Origin of the sequence: Bacillus sp. T2.9-1, from assembly GCF_950097965.1 — a bacterium.
Lineage (GTDB): Bacteria > Bacillota > Bacilli > Bacillales > Cytobacillaceae > Niallia > Niallia hominis.
In genome coordinates this window covers 37,434-53,866 of sequence record NZ_CATNHG010000152.1, presented here as the reverse complement: position 1 = coordinate 53,866, position 16,433 = coordinate 37,434, and the positions used below count along the sequence as shown (strand labels likewise).

At 35.2% G+C, this 16,433-nt stretch carries 19 protein-coding genes and 1 other annotated feature; all 19 genes read left to right on the top strand.

Annotated elements, in window-relative coordinates; translation table 11 throughout:
* Positions 1-60 precede the first annotated feature (60 nt).
* The 19 genes from QQZ16_RS22630 (at position 61) to rpmA (ending at position 16,101) form a co-directional block, all read left to right on the top strand.
* Complete coding sequence (locus tag QQZ16_RS22630; RefSeq protein ID WP_284561814.1) at positions 61-543, top strand: competence type IV pilus major pilin ComGC; 483 nt, start codon at positions 61-63, stop codon at positions 541-543.
* 16 nt (positions 544-559) lie between these two features.
* Complete coding sequence (locus QQZ16_RS22625; RefSeq protein WP_235247739.1) at positions 560-1,306, top strand: prepilin peptidase; 747 nt, start codon at positions 560-562, stop codon at positions 1,304-1,306.
* An 11-nt stretch (positions 1,307-1,317) separates the two neighbouring features.
* On the top strand, positions 1,318-2,304 hold the full coding sequence (gene pilM / locus QQZ16_RS22620; protein ID WP_284561813.1) for a type IV pilus biogenesis protein PilM: 987 nt from the start codon (positions 1,318-1,320) through the stop codon (positions 2,302-2,304).
* Positions 2,305-2,934 carry a hypothetical protein gene (locus tag QQZ16_RS22615; protein WP_284561812.1) on the top strand — a complete coding sequence of 210 codons (630 nt, stop codon included), beginning with the start codon at positions 2,305-2,307 and terminating at the stop codon, positions 2,932-2,934. It abuts the gene before it with no gap.
* Complete coding sequence (locus QQZ16_RS22610) at positions 2,931-3,677, top strand: hypothetical protein (protein ID WP_284561811.1); 747 nt, start codon at positions 2,931-2,933, stop codon at positions 3,675-3,677. The genes QQZ16_RS22615 and QQZ16_RS22610 overlap by 4 nt, the downstream gene beginning before the upstream one ends.
* 118 nt (positions 3,678-3,795) lie before the next feature.
* Entirely contained in the window at positions 3,796-4,893 is a 1,098-nt protein-coding gene (locus QQZ16_RS22605) for a hypothetical protein (protein WP_284561810.1), read from the top strand.
* A 301-nt stretch (positions 4,894-5,194) separates the two neighbouring features.
* Positions 5,195-5,773, top strand: coding sequence for a Maf family protein (locus tag QQZ16_RS22600; RefSeq protein ID WP_031537095.1), 579 nt, complete (start codon positions 5,195-5,197; stop codon positions 5,771-5,773).
* Between the two features lie 70 nt (positions 5,774-5,843).
* Positions 5,844-6,518: a RadC family protein gene (gene radC / locus QQZ16_RS22595; protein ID WP_031537096.1), complete on the top strand. Its 675-nt coding sequence runs from the start codon at positions 5,844-5,846 to the stop codon at positions 6,516-6,518.
* Between the two features lie 169 nt (positions 6,519-6,687).
* Positions 6,688-7,710 carry a rod shape-determining protein gene (locus tag QQZ16_RS22590; protein ID WP_031537097.1) on the top strand — a complete coding sequence of 341 codons (1,023 nt, stop codon included), beginning with the start codon at positions 6,688-6,690 and terminating at the stop codon, positions 7,708-7,710.
* A 21-nt stretch (positions 7,711-7,731) separates the two neighbouring features.
* Positions 7,732-8,619: a rod shape-determining protein MreC gene (gene mreC, locus QQZ16_RS22585; protein ID WP_031537098.1), complete on the top strand. Its 888-nt coding sequence runs from the start codon at positions 7,732-7,734 to the stop codon at positions 8,617-8,619.
* Positions 8,616-9,131 carry a rod shape-determining protein MreD gene (mreD, locus tag QQZ16_RS22580; RefSeq protein WP_031537099.1) on the top strand — a complete coding sequence of 172 codons (516 nt, stop codon included), beginning with the start codon at positions 8,616-8,618 and terminating at the stop codon, positions 9,129-9,131. Before mreC ends, mreD begins: the two co-directional genes overlap by 4 nt.
* Positions 9,132-9,878: 747 nt before the next feature.
* Positions 9,879-10,556, top strand: a complete 678-nt coding sequence (gene minC, locus QQZ16_RS22575; RefSeq protein WP_031537100.1) for a septum site-determining protein MinC — start codon at positions 9,879-9,881, stop codon at positions 10,554-10,556.
* 1 nt (position 10,557) lies between these two features.
* Positions 10,558-11,361, top strand: coding sequence for a septum site-determining protein MinD (gene minD, locus QQZ16_RS22570; protein ID WP_031537101.1), 804 nt, complete (start codon positions 10,558-10,560; stop codon positions 11,359-11,361).
* 369 nt (positions 11,362-11,730) lie between these two features.
* Positions 11,731-12,501 carry a M23 family metallopeptidase gene (locus QQZ16_RS22565; protein WP_284561809.1) on the top strand — a complete coding sequence of 257 codons (771 nt, stop codon included), beginning with the start codon at positions 11,731-11,733 and terminating at the stop codon, positions 12,499-12,501.
* On the top strand, positions 12,494-13,360 hold the full coding sequence (locus tag QQZ16_RS22560) for a M50 family metallopeptidase (RefSeq protein ID WP_031537103.1): 867 nt from the start codon (positions 12,494-12,496) through the stop codon (positions 13,358-13,360). The genes QQZ16_RS22565 and QQZ16_RS22560 overlap by 8 nt, the downstream gene beginning before the upstream one ends.
* A 167-nt stretch (positions 13,361-13,527) precedes the next feature.
* Positions 13,528-14,964 carry an Rne/Rng family ribonuclease gene (locus QQZ16_RS22555; RefSeq protein WP_284561808.1) on the top strand — a complete coding sequence of 479 codons (1,437 nt, stop codon included), beginning with the start codon at positions 13,528-13,530 and terminating at the stop codon, positions 14,962-14,964.
* 79 nt (positions 14,965-15,043) lie between these two features.
* Positions 15,044-15,124 (top strand) — a sequence feature (ribosomal protein L21 leader region).
* A 15-nt stretch (positions 15,125-15,139) separates the two neighbouring features.
* Positions 15,140-15,448: a 50S ribosomal protein L21 gene (gene rplU / locus QQZ16_RS22550; protein WP_016201698.1), complete on the top strand. Its 309-nt coding sequence runs from the start codon at positions 15,140-15,142 to the stop codon at positions 15,446-15,448.
* 12 nt (positions 15,449-15,460) lie between these two features.
* Positions 15,461-15,793, top strand: coding sequence for a ribosomal-processing cysteine protease Prp (locus tag QQZ16_RS22545; RefSeq protein ID WP_031540640.1), 333 nt, complete (start codon positions 15,461-15,463; stop codon positions 15,791-15,793).
* A gap of 17 nt (positions 15,794-15,810) precedes the next feature.
* Positions 15,811-16,101: a 50S ribosomal protein L27 gene (rpmA, locus tag QQZ16_RS22540; protein ID WP_016201696.1), complete on the top strand. Its 291-nt coding sequence runs from the start codon at positions 15,811-15,813 to the stop codon at positions 16,099-16,101.
* Positions 16,102-16,433 lie beyond the last annotated feature (332 nt).

The following is a 16,433-nucleotide window of genomic DNA, read 5'->3' as shown; positions in this document are numbered from 1 at the left end:
AAGAGAATCTGCTAAAGTACTACTTAGAATAGTAAAAAAGTACTAGGGAGGCAATAAAAAATGAAAAAAATAATAAATCGTATAAAAAATCAAAAAGGTTTAACGTTAATTGAGCTATTAGCAGTTGTCGTTATTCTTGGAATTATTGCAGCAATCGCTGTTCCGAGTGTTGGGAAAATAATCGACAACACAAAGAAAGATGCTCATGTGGCAAACGCACAGCAAATGATTAATTCTGCTAAATTGGCTGTATCGGCTGATACTGGGTTGTTGCCGAGTTCGGGTTCGAAGATTATCACCATGGCTTATTTAGAGGAACAGGGTTATTTAGATGTAGTGAAAGATCCTGATGGAGGAAGCTATGAAAAAGGAACTACTACTAGCCCTACTACTGGTGGGAATTTCTCTTATGTAATAATAACAAATGATGAAGCTGGTAAATATAGTTATAAGGCTAGATTATTTGGAAGTGAGCGAAAAATAAATGAAACCCCTGAAGCAGAATTAGCTAGGGAAAAAGTAGTATCAATAGCTGCTGATTAAGGAAAAGTTGTATATAATGCTATTCCTAATCTTCCTATACGGACTCCTCTTTGGCTCCTTCTTTAACGTAGTCGGTCTAAGAGTCCCTGTTAATCAGTCGATTGTTGCTCCGCGGTCAGCCTGTCCAAAATGTGGACATACTTTAAGCTGGTATGAATTAATACCTGTATTATCTTATATTTTTCAAAAGGGGAAATGCAGTCAGTGTAAGACTGCAATTTCCCCAATTTACCCGATTGTCGAATTGATAACCGGTCTTTTGTTTATTTTGGCACCAGTTAAATTAGGATGGTCAAATGAACTTTTTGTTGCCTGGACACTTATCTCCTTGCTTATGATTATATTGGTGTCCGATCTTGCTTATATGATCATTCCAGATAAGGTATTGATTGTATTTTCCATCCTCCTTATTATAGAAAAAATATTCATTCCCCAAAATTCTTGGGCTTTCTCTATTTCAGGGGCAGCTGTTGGCTTTTTCTTATTGTTATTCCTTGCCGTTATTAGTAAAGGCGGCATGGGTGGCGGAGATATCAAACTGTTTGCAGTCATTGGCTTTGTCCTTGGTCCGAAATTAGTTTTACTAGCTTTTTTCCTTGCTTCCTTATTTGGTGCTTTAATTGGTATAATTGGAATGTTATTAAAGCAATTTAAGAAGAGGGAGCCAATTCCGTTTGGTCCATATATTGTTTTAGGCACGCTTATCGCCTATTTTTATGGATTGGAGTTACTAGATTTTTACTTTCAACTTCTTAACATATAAGGAGATATCATATGGGATTGTTTCGAAACAAAAGAACTGTCCAGCTCATTTTTAATGATCATTCCATTCGATATATGGAAATGAAACAAATTAATCCTCCTCAACCAATCAAATGGGGGGAAAGGATTTTGGCAGAAGGTGTCATTAGAAATGGAAAAGTGGTCAATAAAGAAAGCTTGCAGTTAATTTTAGAAGAATGTGCGGAGACTTGGAAAATAAAGAAAAGGGACATTCAGATGGTCGTTCCTGATGCGCTAATTATTATTCGGAAAATATCCATTCCAGCAGATATAAAAGAAGATGAATTAAAAGAGTATTTATACTTAGAAATTGGCACATCCATCCATCTCCCATTTGAAGAGCCGGTCTTTGATACGGTTGTTCTAAAAGAAGAAGACGAAAAAAAGGAAGTTTTATTCATTGCTGCACAAGCAGAATTAGTTCAGGAATATGTGGATGCTCTAACAGAAGCAAAGCTATATCCAGTTGCTGCAGATATTTCCTCGTTAGCAGCCTTCCGTATATATGAACGACTTTATACAGCTGCAGAAGAGGAGAGACTGTTATTTGTACATATGGATTTAGAAAATGTGAATATAACTATTTTTGAACATGGATATCCGATTTTTGCCCACTTTTTGCCGCTTACCTTTATACGCGAGGATTGGGAAATTCGAGTAAATCGGTCACAGCAATCAGAGCTTTCCTTTCAAGGAGATATCGAGGAGCTTATGATTGAATATGATAATATTTTTCGAGAAGTAAACCGATTAATGGATTTTTATCGTTATTCTATTCATCAAGGAAGAGAACAATTGATGAAAATTATTTTGACGGGTGATCACCCTATGCTACCAACCATGAAAGAAGAATTATCTACTCGTTTTGAGCTGCCTATTATTATGCCAGAAGTAGATAGCCTATTAACTGGATTTAAGCGATCTTTGCCAAGTGGCTTTCACCTTGTTTTAGGATTAGCTTTAAAAGAGGTGAAATAGATGTTAGTGGATATCAATTTACTCCCAAAAAGAGAAAAAAGAAGTAAAAAATCCGTTTATATTCTTTTTATTTTTGCTGGGGTGGCACTGCTTAGTATAATTGTGATGCTGTTTATTGGCCAATCCATTCAGAAAAAGAATGATGAATTGGCAAAACAAGTAAATACAATGAAGGAACAAGTGGAATTATCTCAAACGCTGCTTACTACCTATGAAAATTCAAATGCTGCAGCAGAATTAGAAAAAGCAGTCATTTGGGCAGAGGACTATCCTTTAAAAACCGTTCCAGTAATAAGAGAGTTAACTTCCTACCTACCAGAGCGGGGGTTTATTCTATCTTTTCTTTATAATGAAGATGGAACAATTCAATTAGAGGCTCAATTTGATACAACTAGAGAAGCTGCCTATTATTTAAAGAGATTAATGGATTCAGCGTGGATTACTGATGTTACACTCTCTAAACTATCAACAACGACCATTACTACTTCTGTTGATGAAGGAGCTCTTTCTACAGAGCAAGATGTACAAAGATACATTGGTTCTTTTCAAATCTTCCTAAATAAAGAAACGATTAAAGAGGAGGAGCAAATGGATCAGCAAGAAAAGGAACAAGGAGATTCTAATTCATGAACCTTGATAGGCATAGATTGTTTACCATAAGTAGTATGCTGATTATATTCTGTTTTTTAGCAGGAATGTATTTCTTTTATTTACAGCCTAAGATTGTTGAAAATAATAAAAAAAATGATCAGATTGAGACAGAGCAACAGCTATTATCAGTGATAGAAACAAATATTCAAGAGAAGAAAGAATCTGGAGAAAAAAATACATTTGAATTGCAAAAAAGTGTTCCGATAAAACCGCTAACAGATCAACTGTTAATCGATATCGAAAAAGCAGAGCTACTTTCAGAAACGACGATACAGAATATGGTATTTAGTGATGGTGAGGTAGAAGTTGATTCTACGGATAATACCGGGATATTACAAGAACAATTTGATACAAGCACAAGCCTAGAAACCGAGGAAGAGACGAAAGAGGAGAATTCCGAGGAAACGGAGCTTTCATCTATAGAAATGCCTTCTGGGATGAAAGAGATGACTGCTACTCTTGAAATACAAGCACAGGACTACTTTGGATTGGAAAAGTTTATATCTGAAATGGAGAATAATGAGCGGATTGTATTAGTAAGAAATATAAACTTCTCTGGTGAAGAAGAAAAAACGACTGTTTCAGATGAAGAAAATCAGTTAGTAACATTTTATGTTACTTTTTCCGTCTTCTATATGCCGGAACTAGTAGATTTACAAGAAAGCTTGCCTAAACTAGATGTTCCGTCACCTGGCAATAAAATAAATCCTTTTGCTAACTAATGGCGAATAATTAAATAATTTGACGAAATCATTCTATAACAAGACGACAAAAGTCTTGTTATTTTTTTTTGCTTATATGATAGGATAAACAAAATAAATGAAAATGGGGGTAGGACGAGTGAATGAAAAACCGGAGAATCGCAAAACGATAACGATAAAAATCAACGGAAAAGACCGTCCATTCCAAAAAAAGGATACAGATGAAACAATGGAACGGAATGAACCTTCTGTTTTTCATAAGGACCAAAATAATAAAAAAAAGGAAGATACTGTTTTTAGCGAAGAGTCTGCAGCTGGACAAGAAGCAGAGCTAGAAGAAAGCTTTGATTGGATTCTTCCTGTACCAGAGGAAATGCCAGCAAAAAATAAAGAGAAAAGCATGTTTAGCTTTCAATCACCTTTGAGTAAAAAGGACAAGCCAACATCTTTTTCAAAGAGTGTTAAAAGTAAAGAAGGCAAAAAAAAGAGTTTGCCTAAGGAGATTGTAGCTTCTATTTTCTTTGCCGTCTTTTTTGCAGTCATATTAGGAACTAGCTTTGGGTTTATTTTATTAAACATGGTAAGTAGTGATCAGACTAGCACGACAAATGGGAATATAACTGCTTCAGCCAATATTTCTCAAAATAATGATGGACAAGCTTCTTCTGCTACGGAAAGTGCTACAAAAGCAGATATTAGCACATATGTCCTTCAAGCGAATGTTTTTTCTAATGAAGAGCGAGCAAAAAATGATCAAAAAAAATTAACAGAAGAAGGGACAGTTAGCCAAATTATTCCTTTAGAAGAAAAACAGTTCCTTCTGTTAGGGGTTACGAGTAATTTAGAAGATGCGAAAATCTGGCAAAAGGAAGTAGAAGGATCCTATGCAAAAGAGATGATTTTTAATGGGAAAGAAGTAAATAATGTCTCTAAGGAAGAGAAAGCTGTTATTGAAGGGTCGTCAGCTATTTATTATTCTGTTCTCCAAATCGTAACAAGTGCTCAATTTGATAAAGCAATTTCTGAGGATGATAGAAGTAAGTTGGAGGAGGAGCTTGCGATAGTGGATGAGAAGAATGTCTCTGCTATTACAAATGAAAAAATTCAAACCATGGCAACACACCTAGCGAAGGGTGGCGAGCTTGCAATGAATTTAACAACAAATAGTAGTCAAAAAGAAATAGAGGCAGTTCAACAGCAATTGTTAGATTACTTAGCCACATATGTCGCGCTATGATTTTTTCAGTAGAATATTAGTAGGGAGCGAAAAACGTTATTAACGAAGCGCTCCTTTTTTGTTTTTTCAAGAGGAGAATGCTTATTAGATGTACTATCAATGGTAGAGAACAAAGTAATAGTATAGCAATTAAAACAGCATTTATTATATCAAAATAATTATGGGAATATTTCTACAAATTTCGGCATATTACATTTCATTTACTATTCGATAAAAAATTACGTTTCAAAATTGTGTATCCTGTCATTCTTTGATAGGATTAATTTGTATCTCTCAATTTGAAAAGTAGGTAGGTGTAATAATGTTAAAGCAAACCCTCATATTGGCCTCTTCTTCTCCTCGACGAAAAGAGCTCCTTGAAGAACTCCAAATACCAATTGTTATATCCAGTAGTAACGTAGATGAAAGCTTTGATCCTACTCTTGCCCCAGAAGAAATTGTTATGTATTTAGCGAGAAAAAAAGTCGAAGCAGTTTATTCTAATGACAAAGAATCATTTATACTAGGTGCCGATACGGTAGTATGTCTAGATGGTGTCATACTAGGAAAGCCTCGTACAAGGGAAGAAGCATCTCAAATGCTGAGTCAGCTTTCAGGAAAAACGCATTCTGTATATACTGGTGTCGCTATTATGGCAAATGGAATATGCTCTACATTCTATGAAAAAACGGACGTGTTATTTTGGGAATTAATAGATGAAGAAATACACGATTACTTAGACACCGGGGAACCATTTGATAAAGCAGGTGCGTATGGAATTCAAGGAGTAGGCAGAATACTAGTGAAAGAAATTAAAGGAGATTATTTCACCGTAGTTGGTCTTCCGATTTCTCGAACAGTACGCGAATTAAAAGCAAAAGGCTTCAGTATGCCTCATTAAAATCAATGGTCCCTTATTCTATTCTTCCCAAAATCGACAGATAAGGGAGGAACAAATAAAAATGGATTCTATGTTAATAAGAGATTTTCCAGATGATGAACGACCGAGAGAACGTTTTATCAAACAGGGACCAGAGAGCTTGGCTAATCATGAATTAATCGCCTTATTGATTCAAACAGGTTCCAAAAACGAATCTGTCCTAACATTAGCTAATAAGCTTTTAATCCATTTTGATGGACTTCGTTTACTGAAGGATGCAAGTCTTGATGAGTTAAAAGCGATAAAAGGAATCGGTACAGCAAAAGCTATACAACTGATGGCAGCAATCGAGTTAGGTAGACGTGTTTCCAATTTAGAATTCACAGATAGATATTGTATTCGTTCTCCAGAAGATGCTGCCAAATATATGATGAATGAAATGAGATTTTTAACGCAAGAACATTTCGTTTGTTTATATTTAAACACTAAAAACCAAGTAATGCATAAGCAAGTTGTTTTTATTGGAAGTTTAAATGCGAGTATTGTCCATCCCCGGGAAGTATATAAGGAAGCATTTAGAAGATCTGCAGCATCGATTATCTGTCTTCATAATCATCCCTCTGGTGATCCTTCGCCAAGCAGAGAAGATATTGAAGTTACAAAAAGGTTAGTCGAATGCGGGAAAATTATTGGAATTGATTTGCTAGATCATATCATAATTGGGGAAAATAAATTTATCAGCTTAAAAGAAAAAGGCTACGTATGATGCTGTTCTTTTTTGAAGATATAAGCTATAATATATTTTATGATTTTTTGGCTATTTCTGTCTAATCATGACAAAATATAGATATGTAACAATTAGAAGATAATTACAAAGAGGAGAATATCTACCTACTTTATAATATTGCATTAGTTTCAGAAAGGGAGATACATTTATGTTAGGTTTTGGAACAAGAGATCTTGGAATTGATTTAGGAACAGCGAACACGCTAGTTTATGTAAAAGGAAAAGGAATTGTAGTAAGAGAGCCTTCTGTAGTTGCACTACAAACAGATACAAAGAGTATTGTAGCAGTTGGTAACGATGCGAAGAATATGATCGGTAGAACGCCTGGGAATGTTGTTGCATTGCGTCCTATGAAAGACGGGGTAATTGCTGATTATGAAACAACTGCAACAATGATGAAATATTATATTAAGCAAGCGATTAAAAATAAGGGCTATTTCTCAGGCAAACCTTATGTAATGGTTTGTGTACCCTCAGGAATTACAGCCGTTGAAGAGAGAGCTGTAATCGATGCAACGCGTCAAGCGGGTGCAAGAGATGCTTATACAATTGAAGAGCCATTTGCTGCTGCAATTGGGGCGAATCTTCCAGTATGGGAGCCAACAGGAAGCATGGTAGTGGATATCGGTGGTGGTACAACAGAAGTAGCCATTATTTCTCTTGGTGGTATTGTTACTAGCCAATCGATTCGAATTGCTGGTGATGAAATGGATGATGCAATCGTTAATTATATTCGTAAAACGTATAACTTAATGATTGGGGAAAGAACTTCTGAAAGCATTAAAATGGAAATTGGAAGTGCTGGAAATCCAGACCAAATTGAAAACATGGATATTCGTGGTAGAGATTTATTAACAGGACTACCAAAAACAATCAAAATTACTGCAGATGAAATTGCTAAAGCATTAAAAGATACAGTCACGGCGATTGTAGATGCAGTGAAAGTAACATTAGAAAAAACACCGCCAGAATTAGCAGCAGATATTATGGATCGCGGAATTGTTTTAACAGGTGGTGGAGCATTGCTTCGAAATCTTGATAAAATTATCAGTGAAGAAACGAGTATGCCTGTTGTCATAGCAGAAGATCCATTGGATTGTGTTGCTATCGGAACTGGTAAAGCTTTAGACCATATTCATTTATTTAAAAATAAAGCAAAAGATTCACGATAATTTTACTCGAGGTGTATAAGCATGCCACAGTTTTTTATGAATAAACGCCTGATTATTTTGCTTGTTAGCATCATTATTCTCGTGGCATTAATAGGGTTTTCTTTGAGTGACCGAAATAAATTAACCTGGCCGGAGCAATTCGTAAAAGATACAACCGGCTGGGTTCAAACCCTTGTTTCCAGACCTGCCCATTTTGTGGTGGGTTTTGTTGATAATGTCAAAGCATTAAAGGATACATACGAAGAGAATAAGGAATTAAAGGCGAAGCTAGAGGAAAATGCTCAGCTTAAATACCAGGTTCAAGGTCTCAAAAAAGATGTCCAAGCATTGCAAGAAACATTAGAAGAAAAAGAATCATTAAGCGATTATACCCTAATGAAAGCAACGGTAATTCGCAGAAATCCATCGCAATGGACGGAGCTAGTTACCATTAATCGAGGGGAAAATGATGGCGTTGAGAAAAATATGGCTGTTATTACTTCTGCTGGATTAATAGGGAAAATAAAATCAGTCGCTCCAAATACTGCTACTGTGCAACTATTGAGCTCTGAAGATCCGGCTAATCGAATCTCAGCTTTTATTCAGCCAAAAGATGAGGAAGAGAATAAAGATAAAACAGATGTTTTTGGCATTATTGCTGATTATGATAAAGAGACGAAGCAATTGATTATGACATGGGAAGAAGTCCCGAACGGATTAAAAGTGGAAAAAGGACAGCTTGTTACGACATCAGGAATGGGTGGAGTCTTTCCGAAAGACTTAGCAATTGGAACAGTAGAAAAAGTAGAGCCTGATGAAAATGGTCTGCAGAAAAAAGTGTTCATTAAACCAGCTGCGGATTTCTATGATATTGAGCATGTAATGGTAGTAGATAGGGAAGCTTTATCCCCTGAAGAGGATGAACAATGAGAAAAGTTTTAATTGGTTGCTTAATCTCATTTATGTTTATATTAGAGAGTGTTTTTCTGGAATTATTACCGACAGACCTTTTTGGAGGGAATTTGATATTCGTTCCGTATTTTCTCCTCATTACCATTCTATTCTTTTCTGTTTATGGAAATAGAAATGTTGGTGTGATCTATGGTTTTGTTTTTGGATTACTTTTTGATATTGTTTATACAGAAATTTTAGGTATCTATTTTTTTGCTTTCCCTTTTATCATCTATATTTTTAATAAATTGATGAAAATTTTTCATAGCAATATTGTGGTTGTTTCCGTGATGTGCTTGCTTGCTGTCTCGGCGCTAGAAATAATTGTTTATCAAGTGATAAAAGTTATAAATCTTACAACAATAGATTTTGCGAACTTCCTTCATTTAAGACTTTTTCCCTCTCTTGGGCTGAATCTTATTTTTATCGTAATTGTCGCATATCCATATAAACGTTTATTCGAGAAGTATGCAGCAGAGCTAAAAGAATGATATAGTTAGAAGTGAAATAAATTTCAGGTTGGACATTTCGTGTCTCGATCTGAAATTTATTTGATTGAAGAACTGTCTTCCACTTTAAGGTTAAAAAAGAGTTTAGCTTATCTTTAGTCTATTCGGTGTTTAGCACAAGCAGACAACCCTTTAAGTCTTCCTTTTTTAGGATTGCACGTCAACAAATGCTACCGATCTTTCCTGTTTCTTCATCATATTTGAGAAAAGGCGCTTCCATATTATGAATTTTTGAGAAATATATTTTGCTTGAAAAGGAATTTTAAAAACGTTTGTCGAATGATATTAAATAGGAATTAGAAACCATTGAATAGAGCTCTAAAGTCCTTAACAATTAATGTTATGTATGGATTTGGGTAAGACGCTTGTTAAAAGGGCAAGAAGTAAGGGGAAAATATTTTTGTATGTTAAAACGCATTTATGAAAAGAGTAAATGCTCTAGCTAAAGTGTCAACCATCTATCAAATGAAAAGGTGAGCTTGAATATGTGTGCACCATATTTATTCAGGTTTGATAACACTACATTATTTGATTAGGATGATTGCGCTTTTTTATGCAAAGTGAGATTTATAAGTATTACGATATCGAGCATTTGCGTCCATTTGCCTAATGTGGTTAAAACTATATCCTGTTTGTACAATAGCATAAACAGAAGTATTTTATGTATTTTAGTGGTTACGGGATGAAAGGAGACGCTTACGCTTTTCTTACAGAGGTGAACAACTTGATATGAAAAAAAGGCAGCTAGTAACAATTAAAGGAACGAAGAATGGACTGGGCCTACATCTGAATGATAATTGTTCATATGAAGAGTTATTAAGAGAACTCCAGTTTAAATTAAATGAAAGCTCGAGTCTGCATAATGAAAAACGAGATATAAAAGTGACAGTAGAGCTTGGAAATAGATATGTAACAGATGAACAAAAAGAAGAAATTGTTCATTTAATTCAGGAAAAACAAAATCTATCCGTTCAATCTATTAATAGTAATTTAGTTACAAAGAAAGAAGCGGAAACTTGGCTAAGACAAAATGAAGTGAAATCGATTACCAGTATTGTGCGGTCAGGTCAAATTCTAGAAGTTCCTGGTGATTTATTGCTAATCGGAGATGTAAATCCAGGTGGGAAAGTTATTGCTGGGGGCAATATCTATATCATGGGCCAGTTAAAAGGAATAGCTCATGCTGGATATAATGGAAATGATGATGCGGTCATCGCTGCTTCTATTATGAAACCGACGCAAATTCGCATTAGCCATTTTATCGAGAGAGAGGTAAAGGATGCCTCTTCTGAAAATACGAGAGAAATGGAATGTGCATATGTGAATAATAGTGTAATTAAGATAGATAGATTACAAGTATTACCACATTTAAGACCAAATTTGGTGAAATTGGAAGGAGGATATTAAGATGGGAGAGGCAATTGTTATAACATCAGGTAAAGGTGGAGTTGGAAAGACGACCACTTCTGCAAACATTGGAACAGCACTTGCATTACAAGGAAAAAAAGTCTGTTTAGTAGATACAGATATTGGCTTACGAAATCTTGATGTCGTAATGGGATTAGAAAATCGAATCATTTATGATTTAGTAGATGTGGTAGAAGAAAGATGTAAAATTCATCAAGCACTTGTTAAAGATAAAAGATTTGATGATTTGTTATATTTATTACCTGCTGCACAAACGAGTGATAAAACAGCTGTTCGACCAAATCAAATGAGAGAGTTAGTTCTTCGCCTAAAGCAGGATTATGATTATGTCATCATTGATTGCCCTGCAGGAATTGAACAAGGATATCAAAATGCAGTGGCTGGTGCGGATAAAGCTATCGTGGTTACTACTCCTGAAGTATCCTCTGTACGAGATGCAGATAGGGTAATTGGATTACTAGAAAAAGAAGAACAAATGGAACCACCAATGCTTGTTATTAATAGAATTAGAAATCATATGGTGAAAAATGGGGACATGCTAGATATTGATGAAGTAACAAGCCATCTGTCCATTGATCTATTAGGTATTGTTGCAGATGACGATGCTGTCATCAGAGCTTCTAACAATGGGGAGCCAATCGCTTTAAATCCAAATAGTAAATCTGCCATTGCTTATCGCAATATTGCTAGAAGAATTTTAGGAGAAACGGTTCCCTTGCAACACTTGGAAGAAGAATCAAAAGGTGTCTTTGCAAAGATTAAGACATTCTTTGGTGCTAGATAGGAAAGCTACTAGGTTAGTCGATTTTTTGCTGGCATACGTACATAAAATAGGACGTATTAGAAGTAAGCAAAGATTACGGAGAATAAAGCTCTTATCTATTTTAATTGGATAATGAAGGAAGATTTAATCTTATAGCCCTTAGACTATATGCTCTGTTTTTAAATTAGCCCTGTAAAGCCGTAGATATTGGTTCGGAAGAATCATTCTACAGCTTTACAGGGCTTTCTGTACCCTTCCTATTTACTTTAAGATTAGGAGGATTAGTTCCTTATCTTTTCGTAATGCATACACCCTGATTAAAGGCATACTTTGTTTCATCGTTACATAAATATAGGATTAAAAGGACAAGTATGTAGGGGAGAGGAGTAAATGGGGTCAAGAAACGATGATGTTAGAAAAAAAATTGAAAAAAGAAGAAAAGAACGGGCGAGGATAGAAAAAAATATCGATAGTCGAGTGTTATGGTCAGATGAAGAGGAGGGCCAAGACTACCTTTTTACAAGTAAAGAGGAAAATTATCCAACAAAGATACATCCATTATTTCGGAAAGATTTATTCATGTTAAAAATCCTAGGAGCAGCCGTTCTTTTTCTTGCTGTTGCAATCATTGTAGATCATCCATCTGCAAAACTTGCGAAAGTAGAGAATTCGCTTAAACAGGTGATGTCGCAGGAATTTAACTTTATGGTTGTAACAGATTGGTATGAAGATAAATTTGGAAAACCATTAGCATTTCTACCAGAGCAAAAAGAACAGGTACAAGATACAGAGCAATTACAGCAATATGCATTATCTGCATCTGGTAAAGTATTAGAGGAATTTGAGAAAAATGGACAAAGAATCGCAATAGAAACAGGAACAGATACAACGGTGCAATCTTTTAATGAAGGACAAATAACCTTTATAGGAGAGAAAGAAGGGTTTGGGAAAACAGTTGTCATTAAGCATAGTGACCAAAGTGAATCATGGTATGGAAACTTAGAAGAAGTGGATGTAAAGTTATACGAAAATATTAACAAAGGAACAAAAGTAGGAAGTGCCTCAAGGTATGAAGGAGATGAAGCACTAGGTTTATTCTTTTTTGCAATAAAGAAAAATGATGATTTTATCGATCCTTTACAGGTGATCGAAATTGAATAGGTTCCTTGGTGTTTTTAAGTGCCTCCATATTCATCCACTATTATGGGTTGTCATTGCTATCGGTGTAATGACTGCCCATTTTTATGAATTATGCTTATTGTTTATGATCATCCTTATCCATGAATTAGGTCATGCATTTGCTGCTGCTTTTTTTTCATGGAGAATAAAGAGAATATCTTTATTGCCATTTGGAGGAGTGGCGGAAATGGATGAACATGGAAATCGACCATTGCTAGAGGAGGCAATTGTCATTATTTCTGGACCTATCCAGCATATTTGGCTAGTAGGGCTAGGCTTTCTTTTATGGCAAGGAGAGATTCTTACTGATTCCTTATATCAAACATTCACCCAATATAATATCATGATATTTTTCTTTAATTTACTTCCCATCTGGCCGCTTGATGGCGGTAAGCTAATGTTTCTTTTATTTTCCTTAAAAAATTCCTTTCCTAAGTCGCATAAATGGACGCTTTATTTTTCCATTTTCGGGGTTTTTATCTTTCTAATAACAGTCCTAATTAAGATGCCAACAAATATAAATGCTTGGATTATCATAAGTTTCTTACTTTTTTCTATTTTTTATGAATGGAAACAAAGAAGATTCTTATTTATGCGATTTTTACTCGAACGTTACTATGGAAAAACAAATGAATTTCGAAAATTACTGCCGTTAGAAGTTCAGGAAGAGGATCATCTGTTGGACGTTTTAGAACGATTTCACAGAGGGTGTAAGCATCCGATTATTGTAAAGGCAAAGAGTGGGGATAATACGATGCTGGATGAAAATGAGCTATTATACGTCTATTTTAAAGAAAAGAATGTGACTGCTAGGGTAAAGGATATAATCGCTGTTTTATAGGTATACATAAAAAAGAATGTTTACAGATGTTTCTGTTTTAATAAGTGTGTTTAGGTAAACGAAATTTGAGCGGAAAGGAAGTTAGCATCATTAAATAGATGTATGAGTTTACTAAAACATTTCATCTAAGCTAAAATAGTAAGATAACCATAAAAAGAGGATGTATGATGTTGAACCAAGTAATCGTCAATATGAGAACAAGAGAAAATAGATTTGCTTATCTGATAAATGGAAAGATAGAGAAAATTTATGTCCAGCAGCCTCAATATAAAACGACTGTTGGCAATATTTATTTAGGACAAGTGACAAAGGTGATTCCAGGGATGAATGCAGCATTTGTTGAAATTGGAGAAGGAAAAGGTGCGTATTTACCGAGAGAAAAAATGATTTCCTTTGTTCGAGATGAGGGAACTTTAGAAGAGAAAAAAAAGAAGAGTGTATCCTCTTATATTAAACAAGGGGAACGAGTACTAGTTCAAGTAATAAAAGATGCTGCAGGACCCAAAGGAGCAAAAATAACGGGCATTATTGAGATATCTGGTGATAATCTAGTATATATGCCTTATGGCCGATATGTTGCTGTATCTAAAAAAATAAACTCCAAAGCTGCTCAAGTAAATTTGAGAAGCTTTGGAGATACCATCAAGTCAGAGAAGGAAGGGCTAATTTTTCGTACTTCAGCAGCAAATTGTTCGGAAGCGGACCTAATAGAGGAACTGGAAATTTTACGTCGGCAATATTGCGACTTGGAAAAGAAAGCTATGCAGAAAAGAGTCATGCTTTTACAGGAGACTAATGAGTTTAACAAACAGCTACTCTATCTGTTTAAACAAATGAAAGAGGGAGAAGTGATAGTCGATAGGTTAGAAGAGAGGAAGCATTGGCAAGAATTATTTCCCCATTTAATATTTTCCTTCCATCAAGGAAACGAGGATATTTTCACACATTATCAGCTTGATACCGAAATAGAGAAAGCATTAAAAAGAGTTGTTTGGCTAAGCAATGGTGCATATTTGATTATTGATCAGGCGGAGGCAGCGACGATTATAGATGTAAATACAGGCAAATATGAAGGAAAGCATCAGCTAGAACAAACCGTTTTTCAGACAAATATGCTTGCTGCAAAAGAAGTAGCAAGACAAATTGCCCTAAGAGATATTTCTGGGATTATTTTAATTGATTTTATAGACATGAGAAAAACGGAAGAAAAGCAGATTATTGATAGTATGCTTAAGGAATTAAAAAGGGATAATAGGCAATCAAGAGTAGTAGGATTTACAGAGCTTGGGATATTACAATTAACGCGAAAAAAGACCATGAAATCTTTATCTGAAACGGTACAGAGCAAGTGTATGACTTGTGAAGGTACAGGCGTTGTAAAGAGTGCTGAAAGTATGGCATTTCAACTAGAAAGAGAGCTCTGGGAATATCGAAATAAAGATATAGCTCTTGTAGAGATACAAGCAACGGAAGAAGTGACTAAGATATTTAGTGGTGAAGGAAATGTTCATAAAAAGCGGCTAGAAGAAGCATTAGGTATTACAATTAAGATAGAAGCAGCTCCATTTCCAAAGCCAGACTACTTTATCCGAATGGTTAAATGAATACTCAACAGGGATTAATTAGAATATGATTGACAGTATCATGTAAACATGTTAGTATTTTAATGTTGTTTGTAGCACCCGTGCTCTACAACCGCGCATAGCAGGTAATGAAGCTTTTGCTTTAGCAAAACGCCTGTCATTGGCGAGTCTTAGTCTATTAAGGAGGTGCAGTTTAATGTACGCAATTATTGAAACAGGTGGAAAACAAATCAAAGTTGAAGAAGGTCAAGCTATCTACATCGAGAAATTAAACGGTGAAGCTGGTGACACGGTTACTTTTGATAAAGTTCTTTTCGTTGGCGGAGAAAATGTAAAAGTAGGAAGCCCAGTTGTTGAAGGAGCTACTGTTACAGCTAAAGTTGAAAAACAAGGCCGTCAAAAGAAAATCATCGTTTTCAAATACAAAGCGAAGAAAAATTATCATAAAAAGCAAGGTCATCGTCAACCTTACACTAAAGTTGTTATCGAAAAGATTAACGCTTAAGGTTGAATTTGTATGATTGAAGTAACGATTGACAAATCAAACGATGGTCTCATTCATTCGTTTACCATTAGCGGTCATGCCCTTTTTGCAAATAGTGGGAATGATATAGTATGTGCAGGAGTATCGGCTGTTTCATTTGGAAGCATTAATGCCGTTATTTCCCTTACTGGTATTACACCTATTATTAAGCAAGGAAAAGATGGAGGTTTTATCTCTTGTACAATTCCTGAGAATATTCCGGAAGAAACAAGAGAAAAAATTCAACTTCTTTTAGAAGGAATGGTTGTTTCATTAGAAACAATTGAAAGAGACTATGGAAAATACGTAACTATCACTTATAATTAAATAGGAGGTGGAACGAAATGTTAAGATTAGATCTTCAGTTTTTTGCATCTAAAAAAGGGGTAGGTTCTACTAAAAACGGACGTGACTCCATTTCTAAACGTTTAGGAGCTAAACGTGCAGATGGTCAATTAGTAACTGGTGGAAGCATTCTTTACCGTCAACGCGGTACAAAAATCTATCCAGGAGTAAACGTTGGTCGTGGTGGCGATGATACACTATTCGCAAAAGTTGACGGAATCGTTAAGTTTGAGCGTCTTGGTCGTGATCGCAAACAAGTTAGCGTATACCCAGTAGCACAAGAAGCATAAGTTAATGATTAGATAGGCTGGCTCGTATAGGGTCAGCCTATCTGTTTGTTAAGGGATTGATTTCTTGAACTAAAATGAATGTTGATACAAGAGATAAGTTGTGGAGGATTTCAACACTTAGACAAAAAGCAGGAGGGGCTTTTTGTCTAAGTGTTGAAAAATAGAGAGAGGAATCAATTGCTTTTTCGTATGCTAACAAAGGATAAAGTTTGGCTCTTATGTATAGTTTGTTGTTACCACAGCCTTAATACACTTCGTTTTCAACATTTCTTTATCAAATTAATTCAAAATAGCTCTCTTTATAATTACTGTTTAGAGTTTTTATATATCTA

Excerpts from the sequence above, each read along its gene's own strand:
- QQZ16_RS22630 (WP_284561814.1), top strand. The coding sequence starts at position 61 with ATGAAAAAAATAATAAATCGTATAAAAAATCAAAAAGGTTTAACGTTA.
- QQZ16_RS22625 (WP_235247739.1), top strand. The coding sequence starts at position 560 with ATGCTATTCCTAATCTTCCTATACGGACTCCTCTTTGGCTCCTTCTTT.
- pilM (WP_284561813.1), top strand. The coding sequence starts at position 1,318 with ATGGGATTGTTTCGAAACAAAAGAACTGTCCAGCTCATTTTTAATGAT.
- QQZ16_RS22615 (WP_284561812.1), top strand. The coding sequence starts at position 2,305 with ATGTTAGTGGATATCAATTTACTCCCAAAAAGAGAAAAAAGAAGTAAA.
- QQZ16_RS22610 (WP_284561811.1), top strand. The coding sequence starts at position 2,931 with ATGAACCTTGATAGGCATAGATTGTTTACCATAAGTAGTATGCTGATT.
- QQZ16_RS22600 (WP_031537095.1), top strand. The coding sequence starts at position 5,195 with ATGTTAAAGCAAACCCTCATATTGGCCTCTTCTTCTCCTCGACGAAAA.
- radC (WP_031537096.1), top strand. The coding sequence starts at position 5,844 with ATGTTAATAAGAGATTTTCCAGATGATGAACGACCGAGAGAACGTTTT.
- QQZ16_RS22590 (WP_031537097.1), top strand. The coding sequence starts at position 6,688 with ATGTTAGGTTTTGGAACAAGAGATCTTGGAATTGATTTAGGAACAGCG.
- mreC (WP_031537098.1), top strand. The coding sequence starts at position 7,732 with ATGCCACAGTTTTTTATGAATAAACGCCTGATTATTTTGCTTGTTAGC.
- mreD (WP_031537099.1), top strand. The coding sequence starts at position 8,616 with ATGAGAAAAGTTTTAATTGGTTGCTTAATCTCATTTATGTTTATATTA.
- minC (WP_031537100.1), top strand. The coding sequence starts at position 9,879 with ATGAAAAAAAGGCAGCTAGTAACAATTAAAGGAACGAAGAATGGACTG.
- minD (WP_031537101.1), top strand. The coding sequence starts at position 10,558 with ATGGGAGAGGCAATTGTTATAACATCAGGTAAAGGTGGAGTTGGAAAG.
- QQZ16_RS22565 (WP_284561809.1), top strand. The coding sequence starts at position 11,731 with ATGGGGTCAAGAAACGATGATGTTAGAAAAAAAATTGAAAAAAGAAGA.
- QQZ16_RS22555 (WP_284561808.1), top strand. The coding sequence starts at position 13,528 with ATGTTGAACCAAGTAATCGTCAATATGAGAACAAGAGAAAATAGATTT.
- rplU (WP_016201698.1), top strand. The coding sequence starts at position 15,140 with ATGTACGCAATTATTGAAACAGGTGGAAAACAAATCAAAGTTGAAGAA.
- QQZ16_RS22545 (WP_031540640.1), top strand. The coding sequence starts at position 15,461 with ATGATTGAAGTAACGATTGACAAATCAAACGATGGTCTCATTCATTCG.
- rpmA (WP_016201696.1), top strand. The coding sequence starts at position 15,811 with ATGTTAAGATTAGATCTTCAGTTTTTTGCATCTAAAAAAGGGGTAGGT.